Source organism: Dielma fastidiosa (assembly GCF_003475485.1).
GTDB classification, from domain to species: Bacteria; Bacillota_I; Bacilli_A; order Erysipelotrichales; family Erysipelotrichaceae; genus Dielma; species Dielma fastidiosa.
The window spans coordinates 533,486-548,739 of the sequence record NZ_QRQL01000001.1; the positions used below are offsets into that span (position 1 = coordinate 533,486).

At 41.2% G+C, this 15,254-nt stretch carries 15 protein-coding genes and 1 other annotated feature; of the genes, 8 read left to right on the forward strand and 7 right to left on the reverse strand.

Features of this window, described 5'->3' with window-relative positions:
* Positions 1-25: 25 nt before the first annotated feature.
* Positions 26-1,621, reverse strand: a complete 1,596-nt coding sequence (abc-f, locus tag DWZ33_RS02785) for a ribosomal protection-like ABC-F family protein (RefSeq protein WP_182425480.1) — start codon at positions 1,619-1,621, stop codon at positions 26-28.
* 327 nt (positions 1,622-1,948) lie between these two features.
* A complete protein-coding gene (locus DWZ33_RS02790; RefSeq protein WP_118453705.1) occupies positions 1,949-3,400 on the reverse strand; it encodes a hypothetical protein in 1,452 nt (483 codons plus the stop codon).
* A 213-nt stretch (positions 3,401-3,613) separates the two neighbouring features.
* Here DWZ33_RS02790 and DWZ33_RS02795 point away from each other — a divergent pair, with 213 nt between their 5' ends.
* From DWZ33_RS02795 to DWZ33_RS02830, 8 genes are all read left to right on the forward strand, one after another.
* On the forward strand, positions 3,614-4,393 hold the full coding sequence (locus tag DWZ33_RS02795; RefSeq protein ID WP_118453706.1) for a hypothetical protein: 780 nt from the start codon (positions 3,614-3,616) through the stop codon (positions 4,391-4,393).
* 82 nt (positions 4,394-4,475) lie between these two features.
* Positions 4,476-4,709: a binding site (T-box leader), on the forward strand.
* A 37-nt stretch (positions 4,710-4,746) separates the two neighbouring features.
* Positions 4,747-6,411, forward strand: coding sequence for a 2-isopropylmalate synthase (locus DWZ33_RS02800; RefSeq protein WP_118453707.1), 1,665 nt, complete (start codon positions 4,747-4,749; stop codon positions 6,409-6,411).
* A 1-nt stretch (position 6,412) separates the two neighbouring features.
* Positions 6,413-7,675: a 3-isopropylmalate dehydratase large subunit gene (leuC, locus tag DWZ33_RS02805; RefSeq protein ID WP_118453708.1), complete on the forward strand. Its 1,263-nt coding sequence runs from the start codon at positions 6,413-6,415 to the stop codon at positions 7,673-7,675.
* On the forward strand, positions 7,676-8,173 hold the full coding sequence (gene leuD, locus DWZ33_RS02810; RefSeq protein ID WP_022937412.1) for a 3-isopropylmalate dehydratase small subunit: 498 nt from the start codon (positions 7,676-7,678) through the stop codon (positions 8,171-8,173).
* Positions 8,166-9,236, forward strand: coding sequence for a 3-isopropylmalate dehydrogenase (gene leuB / locus DWZ33_RS02815; protein ID WP_118453709.1), 1,071 nt, complete (start codon positions 8,166-8,168; stop codon positions 9,234-9,236). The genes leuD and leuB overlap by 8 nt, the downstream gene beginning before the upstream one ends.
* A 10-nt stretch (positions 9,237-9,246) precedes the next feature.
* Complete coding sequence (locus DWZ33_RS02820) at positions 9,247-10,311, forward strand: branched-chain amino acid aminotransferase (protein WP_118453710.1); 1,065 nt, start codon at positions 9,247-9,249, stop codon at positions 10,309-10,311.
* A 111-nt stretch (positions 10,312-10,422) separates the two neighbouring features.
* Positions 10,423-10,989: a TetR/AcrR family transcriptional regulator gene (locus tag DWZ33_RS02825; RefSeq protein ID WP_118453711.1), complete on the forward strand. Its 567-nt coding sequence runs from the start codon at positions 10,423-10,425 to the stop codon at positions 10,987-10,989.
* Between the two features lie 5 nt (positions 10,990-10,994).
* Complete coding sequence (locus DWZ33_RS02830; protein ID WP_118453712.1) at positions 10,995-11,726, forward strand: calponin homology domain-containing protein; 732 nt, start codon at positions 10,995-10,997, stop codon at positions 11,724-11,726.
* A gap of 74 nt (positions 11,727-11,800) precedes the next feature.
* On the opposite strand, the gene DWZ33_RS02835 is transcribed toward DWZ33_RS02830, so the two are convergent.
* The 5 genes from DWZ33_RS02835 to DWZ33_RS02855 form a co-directional block, all read right to left on the reverse strand.
* Positions 11,801-12,274: a SufBD protein gene (locus tag DWZ33_RS02835; protein WP_118453713.1), complete on the reverse strand. Its 474-nt coding sequence runs from the start codon at positions 12,272-12,274 to the stop codon at positions 11,801-11,803.
* On the reverse strand, positions 12,265-13,056 hold the full coding sequence (locus tag DWZ33_RS02840) for an alpha/beta hydrolase (RefSeq protein WP_118453714.1): 792 nt from the start codon (positions 13,054-13,056) through the stop codon (positions 12,265-12,267). Before DWZ33_RS02840 ends, DWZ33_RS02835 begins: the two co-directional genes overlap by 10 nt.
* A 61-nt stretch (positions 13,057-13,117) precedes the next feature.
* Positions 13,118-13,759: an NADPH-dependent FMN reductase family protein gene (locus DWZ33_RS02845; protein ID WP_118453715.1), complete on the reverse strand. Its 642-nt coding sequence runs from the start codon at positions 13,757-13,759 to the stop codon at positions 13,118-13,120.
* Positions 13,756-14,214, reverse strand: a complete 459-nt coding sequence (locus DWZ33_RS02850) for a flavodoxin family protein (RefSeq protein WP_118453716.1) — start codon at positions 14,212-14,214, stop codon at positions 13,756-13,758. Before DWZ33_RS02850 ends, DWZ33_RS02845 begins: the two co-directional genes overlap by 4 nt.
* Before the next feature lie 54 nt (positions 14,215-14,268).
* On the reverse strand, positions 14,269-15,123 hold the full coding sequence (locus DWZ33_RS02855; RefSeq protein ID WP_118453717.1) for a MerR family transcriptional regulator: 855 nt from the start codon (positions 15,121-15,123) through the stop codon (positions 14,269-14,271).
* Between the last annotated feature and the right edge of the window lie 131 nt (positions 15,124-15,254).

A 15,254-nucleotide genomic window follows, 5' to 3' on the forward strand; every position in this document is an offset into this window, starting at 1 on the left:
GTACAATTACCACTAATTTTCTAAATTAATCATCAAGCCAATTATCATTCAGATATTCTTTTATTTTCCCTGCCTTAATCAGCCAAACCTTTTCACAGAGTGTCTGAATGAAATAACGATCATGTGATACCACTAATAAGGTTCCCGTATATTCCTGTAAAGTCTGTTCAATGATTTCAATGCTTGTGAAATCAAGATGATTTGTCGGCTCATCAAAAATAATCAGATTTACTTCCTGCTTTAATATCAGTGCCAGCTTTAATCTGGTTCGCTCACCGCCGCTGAGCACCTTCAAGCGTTTATACATGTCCGCCTGATCAAAGCCAAAACGCGTCAGATATCTTCGTGTATCTTCTTCATTTAAACTTAACATGAACTGTGCATAAGCCAGAATTCTTTCCTCTTCTTTGGGGAAAAGAATCATTTGCGGCAAATAACCAATCTGTACAGATGACGCAAGGCTGATTTCACCGCTGTCAGCATTCTCCTCACCCATAATCATTTTTATCAGTGTGCTTTTCCCCTGCCCATTCTCAGCACAGACAGCGATCCGATCCTGCCAATAGACATCAGCATCTGCCTGATCAAATAATTGCTTCTCACCATAGGCCTTCGAAAGCTGATGAATCGTTAATACTTTCTTCGAATAACTTTCTTTTTCCTTCACCGATACATCAAAACGCCGTGTCAATATCTGCGGACGCTTAATGCGCTCAATATTCGCCAATCTTTTTTCTAACATTTTAGCTTTTTTAAAAAACTTCTCATTATCGCCCTCATGTCCCCATTGACGGAAACGCCGGATTGCATCCTGCAGCTTTTTAATCTGCTTCTGCTGTTCCTCATAATCCTGCTGCCATAATAAATACCGTTCCTGTTTTTGTCTGCGATAGGCATCATAATCACCGATATACATCGATAATTCACCATAAGTAATCTCATAGATTTTCTTTACCGTATGATTCAAAAATGTCCGGTCATGAGATACGATGATCACCGTTTCTTTTAGATTCAAAATATAGTTTTCCAGCCAGCGTATGCCAACAAAATCAAGATGATTCGTCGGTTCATCTAAAAGCAATACATCTGGCTTCATCAGCAATTGTTTAGCAAGATTCACCCGTGTTTTCTCGCCGCCGCTTAACACCTGATAATCACTTTGAAGCAAATGCTCGATCTGCAAGCCACAGGCAATTTGCTCCACTGTTACCATTACCTGATATCCATCCATGCTTTCAAAACGTGCCTGAAGCCTGCCATATTTATCTAATATTTTTTCAAGCTCATGACCGTCAGCTTTTGCCATCTGTGCTTCTAAGTCCTGCAGCTGCAGCTGAAGCTTAATAATGTCCTCATGAGCTTCCATGAGATAGCTTAAAACATTTCCTTCATAAGCATCAAACATCTGATTCAGATAAGCAACTCTGGTATTCTTAGTAATCAGCACTTCCCCTTCCTGAATCGTTTCCAAGCCAGCGATTACCTTTAATAACGTGGATTTGCCGCAGCCGTTTTCACCAACAATGGCTATGTGTTCACCATCAGTTATTTTCAATGTGATATCATCCAGAACAATGTCCTGAGTATATGTCTTTGTGACATGATTTAATTGTATTGTCATAATAAAATTTCCTTTCCATTTTAAACGCGGGAAAAGAAAAAGCCCCAGCAAAAAGTGGGACATTCAAAATTATAAAATAATATTGATGCAAGGCTTTTTACTTAAGTTTTCCCTAAAAATTGACGCACTCGTCCCTATTTTCAAGAAAAACAGTGAATGTTATCGTACGACAAAAAGCATCATGCGCTAACTGTTGGTTATGTTTTGTACTCTCTATCATACGAATCATCACTTGCCCTGCACCTCCTTTAGAAATGATATTCTTATTTTAAGATAGCCATTCACAAATGTCAAGGCTTGGTGAAATGCCAGTATTTTCCATAAAAACTATTTGTCAGTTGATCGCACTTCAAGATAATAGTGTTCAACATTTAAATCAAGCTCGGCATGATTTTGATTAGCATCTATGCCGAGATTTTCTTTGACAATTTCGACATTATGATTATGATTAACCAACACTGACTGTTTTTGAAAATCCAAAACCGAGCCTAGCTGAGTGACGAAATCATAACCGGTAACACCGAAATTCCTGCCGCCTGTACCGCCAAAATCAAAGCTTCCACTTTTCTTAAATTCCACTTCAACGCTAATACTCTCACCCGCTGGAATAGTTATTTCAAAAGCCTCATACAGAATGCGTTTATAAAACTCAACATCACTAAGCAAATCCTCTACCATGCCAGTCTGATACCTTTCTTTTGTATCATTGCCAATGATACTATATTGCTTAAACACACGACATAATTCACCATAAAACATTTCTTCACTAATTCCACCAGCTATCAAGGGGGCCACTTCATCAACAGCCATAGTCCTGATACTTTGTTCATAATGAGCAGTGGTAATCGTTTTCAGTATATCACCTAGTGTTGTTTCAAAACGTCTGATGACAGCTTCTGCTCCTTCAATTTCCTCGCCGGGTTTACAGCCGCCATTTTGATAGCCCTGTATATCATAAGCTGCAATATCATCACCCATTACAATCAACATTCTTAATATTCCATAATCATAGTCATCCTTGGCAGGAATGAAGAAACTGCGCTGTGAGTAATTATTTTCAGGCTCAAACCTGCCACCATTAAAACCATAAGTAAAAACTGCTGTTTGATTATAATCCATTGAAAATTCTATGCTTAATGTTGGAGCAGCGGCATCCGAGCCGCCATCGCTAATCTCACTAAATTCATAAACATATACCGGTTCATCCAGTGTTGGATAGTCACTGAAGGCTGCTTCTATATAGGCATCATCAGCAAGCAGTGCTTGATAACCCACCCATGAGGATATTTCGTTTAGATTCAAGCTTTCTGTATTACTTCCTGCACCACTGAAATCACCGCTATACATACCACTATGCAGCCTTGTTTCTGCTTCATTACCATTCACTGTAATGATTGGATTTAGCTTAGAATCAAACGAAGAAACATATGGATAGAGTGCTGTAAACGTTTTATCTTCCGTTGTGGTATTCATCAAAACATAACGATCATGAATCTTACTTTGCCGCAGACCTTGATAACCGTATGAAACGTCATAATCAGACAAATCAAATTCAATTTCACGAACTACTTCAATCCCCGGCACTGCCTCACTGCTTGTCAAAGGAAAAACCGGGCCGTCATAGGACATAAAGATACTGCCGCCATCTTCTAGTACCGGAATTTCACGCTTTCGTGGATGACTCATACCAAATGCTAAAATAAGCAGACAAAATGAAGCAATAATGATAATTGCCAGCGTACGGTTCACATGGTTATTTTTTTTCTTTTCTTTACTCATAAAAAGCCCTCCAATTTTTAATTATTCAAACCTATCAATCTTAAAGCTGCTTTATTTCCATGCGCATATCATTTATGTTTCTTCTATAAATTAATTATATCATTTTTTTCTTATCAGACCCATTACGCCAGCAAATATTTCTTAATAAGAATGAAGTGAGGATGAACCAAATGCCTACTTCTACATAGTATGGGTAGAAGAAAGGAGAATGTTATGGATAAAATTTATGTGGATCTGGATAATGATCAGCTAAACTTTGAAGAAGAATTTAAGCCATTTCTTGATGAAGAAGTAAAAGATCCATCCATTCAGACAAAGCCGGTGTGGCGCGAAGAAGACATCAGTCCTTATGATTTGATGGAAGCAGACGGTGAAGAAGCTACGATGGATTCAGTCAATGATGATCAAAATGAAACCGCCGTATGGCATGAACAAGACCGCAGTCCTTATGATTTAATTGATCATGAGGAAGATACTTTCGATAAAGTAAAGGAAAGAATCAAGGAATACGGGGATCAGCATGTCTGGAAAGAGGATGATCAAAGTCCTTATGATCTATTTGATGACTCACTCTGTGCAAGTTTTGATGATCCTTATGATGAGATGGTCAGTGAAGATGAATTCTGTAAAGATTGCTCAAATTATGATACATGCACAAAACGTCAGTCAACGCCAGTGAAAAAGACACAGATGCAGCAAATGGATGATGAAATTGAAGCTAATATTTCACAATCCGAAGCTAATTTTACCAATGTCCAAAGTGACAGTGATGAGTATGACTGTATTCATGAAGCTGATATGTATGATAATGGCAATATTGATTGGCAATGCGGCATAGATGTAAGCAATAACTCAGGGCAGCGTTCTTTAAACAAGGCCATCCATGAATCAGGGTCACCTAAATCTGTCACTTATGAAAAGAAAACTATGGTGGAAGAAAATGATCCGCCAAAGAAAACTACTTGCTGGATCAGAGTCATCAAGGAGTATTGATTTCATTTATTGTAAATTTATGAAATAAGCTGTAAATAGTCTTGACATTTTCATGAAACAAGGGTATTCTCTTAGTATCAAATAAAAAGCGATGATCGGGAAATGCTGATGGAAAACGGATACAGAAAGCTGCTGGCTGATGTGAAGCAGTACCATGTACATCCAGCTCTCGCCCGTTAGCTGCAACCTGAAAGGCAACGAGTAAGGAAGTCGGGACTTCCCGTTATTGAAGAACAGTTTTGTTTGAAACTGGCTGAGAGGATATCAATTTGATATCAAGAAAAGTGGTACCGCGGTGTTAAGCTCCGTCTTTTTGATAAGACTGGGCTTTTTTTATTGGGAGGGACATAAAAATGAAACATGCGAATAAATATCAGCGTACATATTTTAATGTAGAAAACGCACCGATGCGCTGGATTAAAAAGGATTACATCGATCATGCGCCGATTTGGTGCAGCGTTGATTTACGAGACGGCAATCAAAGTTTGATTATACCGATGAGCCTTGAAGAAAAGCTCGAATTCTTTAAAATGCTGGTAAAAGTCGGTTTTAAGGAAATTGAAGTAGGCTTTCCGGCAGCCAGTGAAACTGAGTATGAATTTTTAAGGGCGCTGATTGATCAGAATCTGATTCCTGATGATGTGACAATTCAGGTGCTGACACAGGCCAGAGAGCATATTATCCGTAAGACATTTGATGCCTTGAAGGGTGCTAAAAAAGCGATCGTTCACCTGTATAATTCTACTTCTGTTGCCCAGCGTGAGCAGGTGTTCAAAAAAAGCAAGGAAGAAATCATCCAGATTGCAGTAGACGGCGCTAAGCTGATTAAGTCCATTGCTGATGAAACGAAAGGTAATTATCAATTTGAATATTCACCGGAAAGCTTTACCCAGACGGAAATGGATTTTGCGGCTGATATCTGCAATGCTGTCATTGATGTCTTAAAGCCTACACCTGAGAATAAAGTAATTATCAATCTGCCGGTAACGGTTCAGGTCAGTATGCCGCATGTGTATGCCAATCAGATTGAATATATGTGTGATCATCTCCATGAGCGGGAAAATATTATTGTATCCCTGCATCCGCACAATGACCGCGGCTGTGGTGTTGCAGACAGTGAAATGGGCTTGCTGGCCGGAGCTGACCGCATTGAGGGTACATTGTTTGGCAATGGTGAGCGTACGGGTAATGTAGATATCATCACCTTGGCAATGAATATGTATTCTCAGGGTGTAGAACCAAATCTTGATTTTACTAATATTCCTGAAATCATTGAAGTATACGAGCGAGTAACCCGTATGCATGTATATGAACGTTCGCCATATTCCGGTGAATTAGTGTTTGCGGCATTCTCCGGCAGTCATCAGGATGCGATTGCCAAGGGTATGAAATGGCGTGAAGAGAAACAGCTGAATACTTGGACCGTGCCTTATCTGCCGGTAGATCCGCAGGATGTTGGAAGACAGTATGACGGCGGTGTTATCCGCATTAACTCACAGTCAGGCAAAGGCGGTATCGGTTATCTGCTGGAACAAAAATACGGTTATGATACGCCAAAGGAAATGCGTGAGGATATCGGTTATCTGATGAAGGGTATTTCTGATCATCGCCATCAGGAGTTAAAGAGTGATGAAATTCTTGAAATCTTCAAACAGGAATACTTTAACAAAACGATGCCGATTCATATGCTGGATTATCATTTTGTCAGAACTAATGAAGTGATGGTTACTTTAACGATTGAAATGAATGGTGAAAAAAGAGATATCGTCGGCCGCGGCAACGGACGTCTTGATGCAGTAAGCAATGCGATTACTTCATCCTTAAATATTAATTATAAGGATCTGCTTTATAAAGAACACGCGCTGACAAAGGGATCAACCTCACAGGCGGTTGCTTATGTGGGAATCCATGATGAAAAAGGATTGATGTACTGGGGCGCCGGTATTCATGATGATATTATCGCCGCCAGTGTAATCGCCTTATTCTCGGCGGTAAATCGTTTAATGGGAGGAAAATAAAATGGGAATGACAATGACACAAAAAATCCTGGCTGCTCATGCCGGATTGGATCAGGTTACAGCCGGTCAGCTGATTAATGCCAAGTTAGATATGGTTTTGGGTAATGATATCACAACACCGGTAGCAATCAAAGAATTTGAGAAAGCTGGTTTTACGGATATTTTTGATAAAGATAAAGTATCCATCGTTTTGGATCATTTCTCACCAAATAAAGATATTAAAGCCGCTCAGCAATGCAAACAGTGCCGAAGCTTTGCCAGACGCTTTGACGTAACGAATTTCTATGATGTCGGCACTATGGGTATTGAACATGCCCTGCTTCCGGAAAAAGGCTTGGTAGGGCCTGGTGAATGTATTATCGGCGCTGATTCACACACATGTACCTATGGCGCGTTAAACGCCTTCTCTACGGGTGTCGGCTCTACAGATATGTGTGCCGGTATGGCAAGCGGCGAATGCTGGTTCAAGGTTCCATCTGCCATTAAATTTAATATTCATGGCAAATTAAATCCATGGGTCAGCGGCAAAGATGTCATTCTGCATATTATCGGCATGATTGGGGTTGACGGAGCTTTGTATAAATCAATGGAATTCAGCGGTGACGGGTTAAAAAATCTAAGCATGGATGATCGTTTGTGTATTGCCAATATGGCGATTGAAGCCGGGGCAAAAAATGGAATCTTTGAGTTTGATGAAATTACTGAAGCTTATGTAAAGGAACGTGTCAATCGTCCTTATAAAACGTATAAAGCGGATGAAGATGCCGTGTATGATCAAATTATTGACCTTGATTTATCAGCCATTAAATCTACGATTGCTTTCCCGCATCTGCCGGAAAACACAAAAACAATTGATGAAGTCGGTGAAGTAAAAATCGATCAGATCGTAATTGGCTCATGCACCAACGGCAGAATTTCCGACATGGAAGCGGCTGCCGCGGTATTAAAGGGCAAGAAAATTCATCGTGATGTACGTGCCATCATTATTCCTGCTACACAAAAGATTTGGCTTGAATGTGTAAAGCGCGGTTATATGGATATCTTTATTGAAGCCGGCTGTATCGTCTCAACACCTACCTGCGGTCCTTGTCTGGGCGGTTATATGGGTATTCTCGCCGAGGGTGAGCGCTGTGTATCCACTACGAACCGCAATTTTGTCGGCCGAATGGGTCATGTCGATTCTGAGGTTTATCTGGCTTCCCCTGCCATCGCGGCGGCCAGCGGCATCATGGGAAGAATTGCTGATGTGAAGGAGGTAATGTAAATGAAAGCACATGGTCAGGCACATAAATACGGTGATAACATTGATACTGATGTAATTATTCCCGCCCGTTATCTGAATACGAGTGATCCTAAAGAATTAGGTGCCTTATGCATGATTGATATCGATCAGGATTTTGTGAAGAAAGTGCAGTCTGGTGATATCATGGTCGGCGGCTATAATTTTGGCTGCGGTTCAAGCCGGGAACATGCTCCGATTGCCATTAAAGCAAGCGGCATCGACTGTGTCATCGCCAAAAGCTTTGCCCGTATCTTCTACCGCAACGCAATTAATATTGGGCTGGCGATTCTGGAATGTGAAGAAGCGAGTGATAAGATTGAAACCGGGGATGAAATCAGTATTGATTTTGACAGCGGCATCATAACCAATCATACAAAAAATGAAAGCTATCAGGCAAATGCCTTCCCTGATTTTATTAAAGAGATCATTGAATGCAATGGCCTGATAAATAAATTAAAAAAGGAGTCTATTCATGAATAAGCGTATTACCGTTATTAAGGGTGACGGCATCGGGCCTGAGATCATCGATGAAGCCATCAAGGTCTTAGATGCTGTTGCCGATAAATATCATCATCACTTTACTTATAATTATATTGATGCTGGCGGCTGTGCAATCGATAAATTCGGCACTTCCCTGCCTGATGCGAGTTTAGCTGCCTGTTTAGACTGTGACAGCGTCTTGTTGGGAGCGGTCGGCGGACCAAAGTGGGATCAGGTCGATCCAGCGATTCGCCCGGAAAAAGCATTACTTAAAATCCGCAAGGAAATGGGTTTATTTTCTAATCTTCGGCCAGCTAAGGTTTTTGACGTACTGGCTGCCGCTTCACCGCTGAAACCAGAAATTGTCGCTCAGGGTATTGATTTACTGATTGTGCGGGAACTTATTGGCGGCGTTTACTTTGGCAAGCGTGAAACCAAGGAAATAAACAATGAATTAAAGGCTACGGATATTATGAGCTATAGTGAGCATGAGATCGAACGGGTTGGCAGAGTTGCCTTTGAAACTGCCCGCAAACGCCGTCATCATGTAACCAGCGTCGACAAAGCAAATGTATTAGATACCTCAAGATTATGGCGTAAGGTAATGCATCGGCTGGCTGAAGAATATCCAGATGTAACCTATACTGACATGCTGGTAGATAATACAGCGATGCAGTTAGTCAAAAATCCTTCACAATTTGATGTTGTGGTGACTGAAAATATGTTCGGTGATATTCTAAGTGATGAAGCCAGCATGATTACCGGTTCAATCGGTTTGATTCCATCCAGCTCACTGGGTGTTGGCAGCCGCGGCATGTATGAGCCGATTCATGGTTCAGCGCCGGATATTGCCGGCATGAATATCGCAAATCCAATCGGTACGATTTTATCAGCGGCGATGATGCTGAAATACAGCTTTGAAATGGAGGCTGAAAGTCAGGCGATTGAAGATGCGGTGAACGCGGTGCTGAATGAAGGCTACCGCACAGCGGATATTTATACAGAAGGTAAAATCAAATTGACATGCTCAGCAATGGGCGATAAAATTGTTTCAAAATTATAGGAGGAACATCATGGATATCAAATTTATCAAATCAGAGAATCTTAAGACTAAACCCGATCAAAACGCTTTAGGTTTCGGCAAATACTTTTCCGACTACATGTTTGTCTGCGAATGGGATGAAGGTCAAGGCTGGCATGATGCCCGTATTCAGCCTTATGCGCCGATCATGTTAGATCCCGCTTCAATGGTTCTGCATTATGCACAGGAAACCTTTGAAGGCATGAAAGCTTATAAATCACCTAAGAATGAAATTTTATTATTCCGTCCGGAAATGAATGCCCGCCGTATGGCAAATTCAAATGAACGTCTCTGCATGGCTATTTTCCCGGAAGCTGACTTTGTTCAAGCCGTTGAGGAATTGGTGAAGGTAGAAGCTGACTGGATTCCAACAGCTGAAGGCACTTCCCTTTACATTCGTCCATTCATGTTCGCAACAGAAGCCAGTGTCGGTGTTCACCCTTCAAAGAAGTATACCTTCGTTATTGTCTGCTCACCGGTAGGCGCATATTATCCAGAGGGTGTTAATCCAGTTAAAATCTATGTTGAAGAAGAATATGTAAGAGCCGTTCGCGGCGGTACTGGCTTCACTAAATGCGGCGGTAATTACGCAGGCAGCGTGGCCGCTCAGGCAAAAGCAGAAAAATTAGGCTATACTCAGGTTATATGGCTTGATGGCGTAGAACGCAAATATGTTGAAGAAGTCGGCACGATGAATGTCATGTTTAAAATTAATAATGAAATCTATACCGCACCGATTGAAGGCACTGTCCTGCCGGGTGTAACGCGTGACTCAATCATCGCGCTGCTGAAAAGCTGGGGCTATACCGTTCATGAGACACATCTGGCAATTGATGATTTGATGGCGGCCGGTGACAAAGGCGAACTGGAAGAAGCTTTCGGTACGGGTACAGCGGCGGTAATCTCGCCAATTGGTGAACTGAATTATCGCGGTCATATCGTAACGATCAATGATTTCAAAACCGGCGAGCTGACGCAAAAGCTTTATGATACATTAACCGGTATCCAATGGGGTAAGGTTGAAGATCCGTTTAATTGGGTCAGAGTCGTAAAATAGGATTAAGAAAGTGCAAGTCAAATAAACAGACTTGCATTTTTTTATGCGCCGATCCTTGACTGAACCATATTCAGTATATTATAATTGAATCATATTCAGTGGAGGTATATTATGAGCAGAATCGTAAAAAAGCCTGATATACGCAGGCAAGAATTATTAGATATTGGTATTAAATTATTTTTTGAAGCAGGTGAAAAAGGAGTCAGCATTCAAGAGGTGGTGAAACAGGCAGAGGTTGCTACCGGCTTATTTTATTATTACTTTAAATCAAAGGATGAATTCCTTGATGAAGCTTTAAATTACTACATCCAACAGGAAATTGCCGTATTTGAAGCAATATTAAAGGATCAAAAGCTTACCGCCTGGGATAAATTAGAAGCTGTATTGACCGCCTTTTTCAATTATGCTGAAAAGATGGCACCGCTTCGCTCAAGCGCCCCCTTTCGCAGTGAATATCATTATGCCCTGACAGAAAAGCTGATTTCGCAATTAAAGAAAGAAACAGAAAACGTGCTGACACAAGGGTTATCAGAAAATGCATTTCATGTAAATAATGTTTCCATTACGGCTGGTTTTATATTAAATGGCTTAATATGCGTCTTTGATGAAAACACAGAAATCAATAAAGACGCGCTGGATGCGATGAAAAATATGGTATACAAAATATTGAAAGGATAATGCTTATGAAAATATTGATTGATGGAAAAGAATTCAGCGAAGAGGAAAAAGCGGCTTGGATTCGTAAAAGAATCGGTAAAGTTCTTAAAAATCTTAAGAAAACATTGCCCATGACTGATGATACAGACCGTTTGTATGAAAGCTTAACGACCCTAAAAGCAGAAATGTCCTATGCTGAAATAACATCTTTGATTAAAACTAAATTGGCGTTTGGCAAGTTTGCGATGAAGCTTGCCGCTGTTTTTTCATTCGGCAGACGCCGGGCGGCGATAACAATTCTATCGGCTGATGGTATTACAGCAGCAAAATTCTCTAAAGTGATCGACGCGCTGATGTTAGAAGACAGTGAAGAACACCGCCGTGCAAATCTTGCTGCCTGTCCCGATCATTATGCTTTAAGACCCTTAAACGATACGCTTGAAGTGATTGAAACCGCCGGCTGCACACCGGTTCCTACTCAATTCTATATCACGTTTAACGATGAAACCGGATTAAAAGAACCTAGAAATTTTGATTACCCTTTTCAATCAACAGGCATTGCGAAGCTCAAAGACGGTACAATTATCGGCGGTGTCCGACATCAATTTAAAGATACAACCACGGGAATTGAAGTCAGAACCTTAGTCGAATTTCCCCGTTTATGTCCAAAAATAATTCTCAAGGAACACCAAAAACATTTAGCCGTTGAGTGGTCGAATTGGATCATGTGGGCCATCCAGAATCAATCCCGCTATTAACTGCATCGTTTGCCTTTGAAAATGCCAATAATATAAAAACACATCATTTCTTAGAAAGATGTGTTTTTTTAACGCTAATAATCATCGGTATTTTCAATCAACGCCAAGCTTTGCTTAATATCCTCAGCAATCAGTTTCTGCATATTTGCTGAATAGGCCATGGGTTGTGCCTGCCGCAGGGCCGCCGTTATTTTTAAAGTTAGTTCTGGTTTGTCTTTTACTAACAGCGGCAGCAGTTTGACGCATTGTCTGGCGGTAATTGGCTTTTCATCATGAAGATGATCGAGAAAGTGCTCAAGCTTCGCATCAATCATTTGCGCACTATCCCATTTAGCATTTGCCGCAATCAATACCAACCCCCGATTACGCACATATGAATTTTTATGATTCAGCATTGAAAAGAATTCATCTAAGTAAAGACTTACTGCCGCCCCCTCTTCACTCATCATTTCCAGCTGCTTCAAAGCCGCGTAACCGGCATTAGCATCTGATGCGTAAAGCTGTGCTATCAGCTGCCTGATTTCTTCTTCTGAATAAATTACAGCCATGTTGAAATGACCTCATTCAAAACCAGATCCCAGAAACGCCATTCATGTCCATATCCTTCTATCTCAGCATAATCTAACTCATAGCCATACGTTTCCAGCTGTGCTTTCGCATAACGGCACTTATCCAGCAGAAAATCCTTACTGCCGACACGCATATAAAAGCAAGGCAGTTCACAATGCTTTTCCGCGTTCTCCTTCAGCATCGCATAAGCGTCCTCACGTGTGCCGATCAGTTCCCTGCCGCCTGGAATGGAACCGCCAAATACTTGTGGAGCATCACCGAACCAGTCAACATTTCCCATTCCGCCGTCTGCTAAATCAAAAGCACAGCCGGACATCAATACCACTTTTGAATATTGATGAGGATAGGCCAGCGCCAGCTTCATTGCCCCCATCGCGCCCATTGATAAGCCGCCGATAAAATTATCCTCACGCCGATCACTTAAAGGAAACAAATAACGGCAGAAAGCGACTAGCTCCTCCCCGATAAAACTGAAATATTTGGCCCCCTTGGGAATATCCGTATAACCGCCGTTTTCAGCTGGCGGCAGGATCAAGGCCAGCTGATGATCCTGGGCATAACGGGCCGCATTGGTAAAGGTCAGATAATCATTCTCATCCCCTGAAAAGCCATGCAGCAGCCATAAGACCTTCAGCTTTCGTTTGGGGTTATACATTTCTTCAATATTTAGATGATCAAAATCGACACTAGGTATCACAGCCGTAAAATTAACCTGACGTCCTAGTGCTGCTGACATAAAATTAATATGCAGTACAGCCATAAGCCACCTCCATGATTTATTATGAATAGCTTACCACGATTTTAAGCTTTTGGAAACAAACCTATTGGCCAAAGGGACGATCGAACCGCTTTTTGTAGGCATGGTTTTTTCTAAGCATATATTGCCAGTATAAATCACCTAAACCAAGCCGTGATAAAAGCTGCAGCTGACATAACTTTTTACGGTTCAGCCGATAGGGATCACCAAGCCGCGCAGCGATCACCTCATCGAGTTCGCCGGTTTCCGCTAACCGCTGACCTAGCGCCTGCAAATCTTCAAAAAGCTTTCGATTCGCTTTTTCAGGCATTAAAGAAACACCTGCTGAATTCCCTCTAACAACGACGCCTAAACATTCATAGCCAAGCCGTGCAGCCTGATGCTTAAGCGCTTTGACACAATAGGCTGACTGAGCCGCTTCGATAAAGCCTGACTGCACAACAAAAAGAATCTGCGCTCCCTCTTTCGCAGGCTTCATTACTTCAAACAGCTTCATGACAATTCCCGGCATGGCATGCACATAGAGCGGCATGACAAAAATCAGCCGATCTGCCAAAGCAGCCTGATCCGCCAATTCATCATATTGATGCGTACTGACATAAAGAACATCTGATACAACATTCATACCGGTCATTAGCTGACGGATAAAGATTTCAGAATTACCCTGACGGCCATGCGGAGAACCATTGATAAATATCGTTTTCATGATGCTTGTCCTCCATCAGCGCTGATTTCAATTACCTCCATACCAAACTGAAAAAAAACACGCTGTAAATATTCCACAAATAATGAGCGGGCCTGCGCATCTGAAAATTCATCAAGATAGCGCACAATAACTGATGGATTTTTCTTATATCGCATTAAATGCATTGATTCGCCGCTGTCATAACGAATAAAAGGCAGTCCTAAAACAATCATACGATCAAATAATGTCTTTATTCTGCCGCTGACAAAATCATGGCTAGGCCGCAAATAAAACAAAACCGTATCCGCTTGAAGCAATGACTGATAATAAGTATCTAAATCATGATGCACACATCTGCCCGGTGTTTTCAGCCAGCATGTCCAGCATCCAATACAATCCTTACATGTCTCTGTACGCAAATCATAGACATCAGAATCTTTTAATTCTTTATACTCATTCACAATAAAAGTTTTCATTCGTTCACATCCTTCATATAGAGTGTAAACGTGGTTCATACCCCCAGGTCAAGCCTAATCATTTAAAGGCACCCATGATTCATAGTAAAAGGCTGGCAGCTTACCGGCAAGCACACAGCGAGGCCGGATATAAACAACCCCTTGATCACTTAACTGCTGTCCATCGATCCAAGATGAAGTCAATTCGAACATTCTTCCCATTGTATTCATTTCTCCAATCTCTGAAGCAACCGCCGAATAAATACAGCGGCCGCTATGCAGATACGTTTGACCTTCTTCAGCCGTTTCAGCCAGCTCAACCACACAAATCTGAGAATTGAGATAACCCGACTCATGATCAAAATGGACAACACGGATCAGCTTATTTAAAATATCCTCATGATCAAGATCCATGCGGTTTAATACTTTATCGGCATACTCCTCAAAACTAGTAATCGCCGGAAATACAGAACAAACGCGATATAAAGGCATCGACCGAATTGTAAATTGATGTAAGGTTTGAGGCAGCTCATTGATAAAGCAACGATCCTGTTCAATTTGATGAAGCTGTTTTTCCAGCAAAATCATGTGTTCTCTAATCTCCTCTGCCTTGCCTGCCAATTCAGCCGCCAATGCCTCGGGAGTATCCAAGCTCATCAAGCTGCAAATTTGTGATGCCATAAAGCCGCGTTTCTTAAAAGCATCGATGATCATTAAACGCTGAAAATCATATACCGTAAATTGCCGATAATTATTCCCTGACTGCTTCAGTGGACTTAATAATCCAAGCTTTTCATAATATCTGATTGTTTCACGGCTTAAACCAAGGCTTTCATAAACCTGTGAAGCCGTATAAAAATTATCTAATCGTTCATTATCCAAGCGGTCAACCTCATCAAAGCTGCTTTCTATCCGTTCATTTATCTTCATAAGCCGACCTCCATTTTCAACATTATAGCACAGAAAAAAACGATGCGGCTAAACATCGTTTTTTAAGAAAGGGGTAAAAATTATAAAAATTTGTTTACGGGAATTAAAAAACTAAAACGGGATTAAACAGG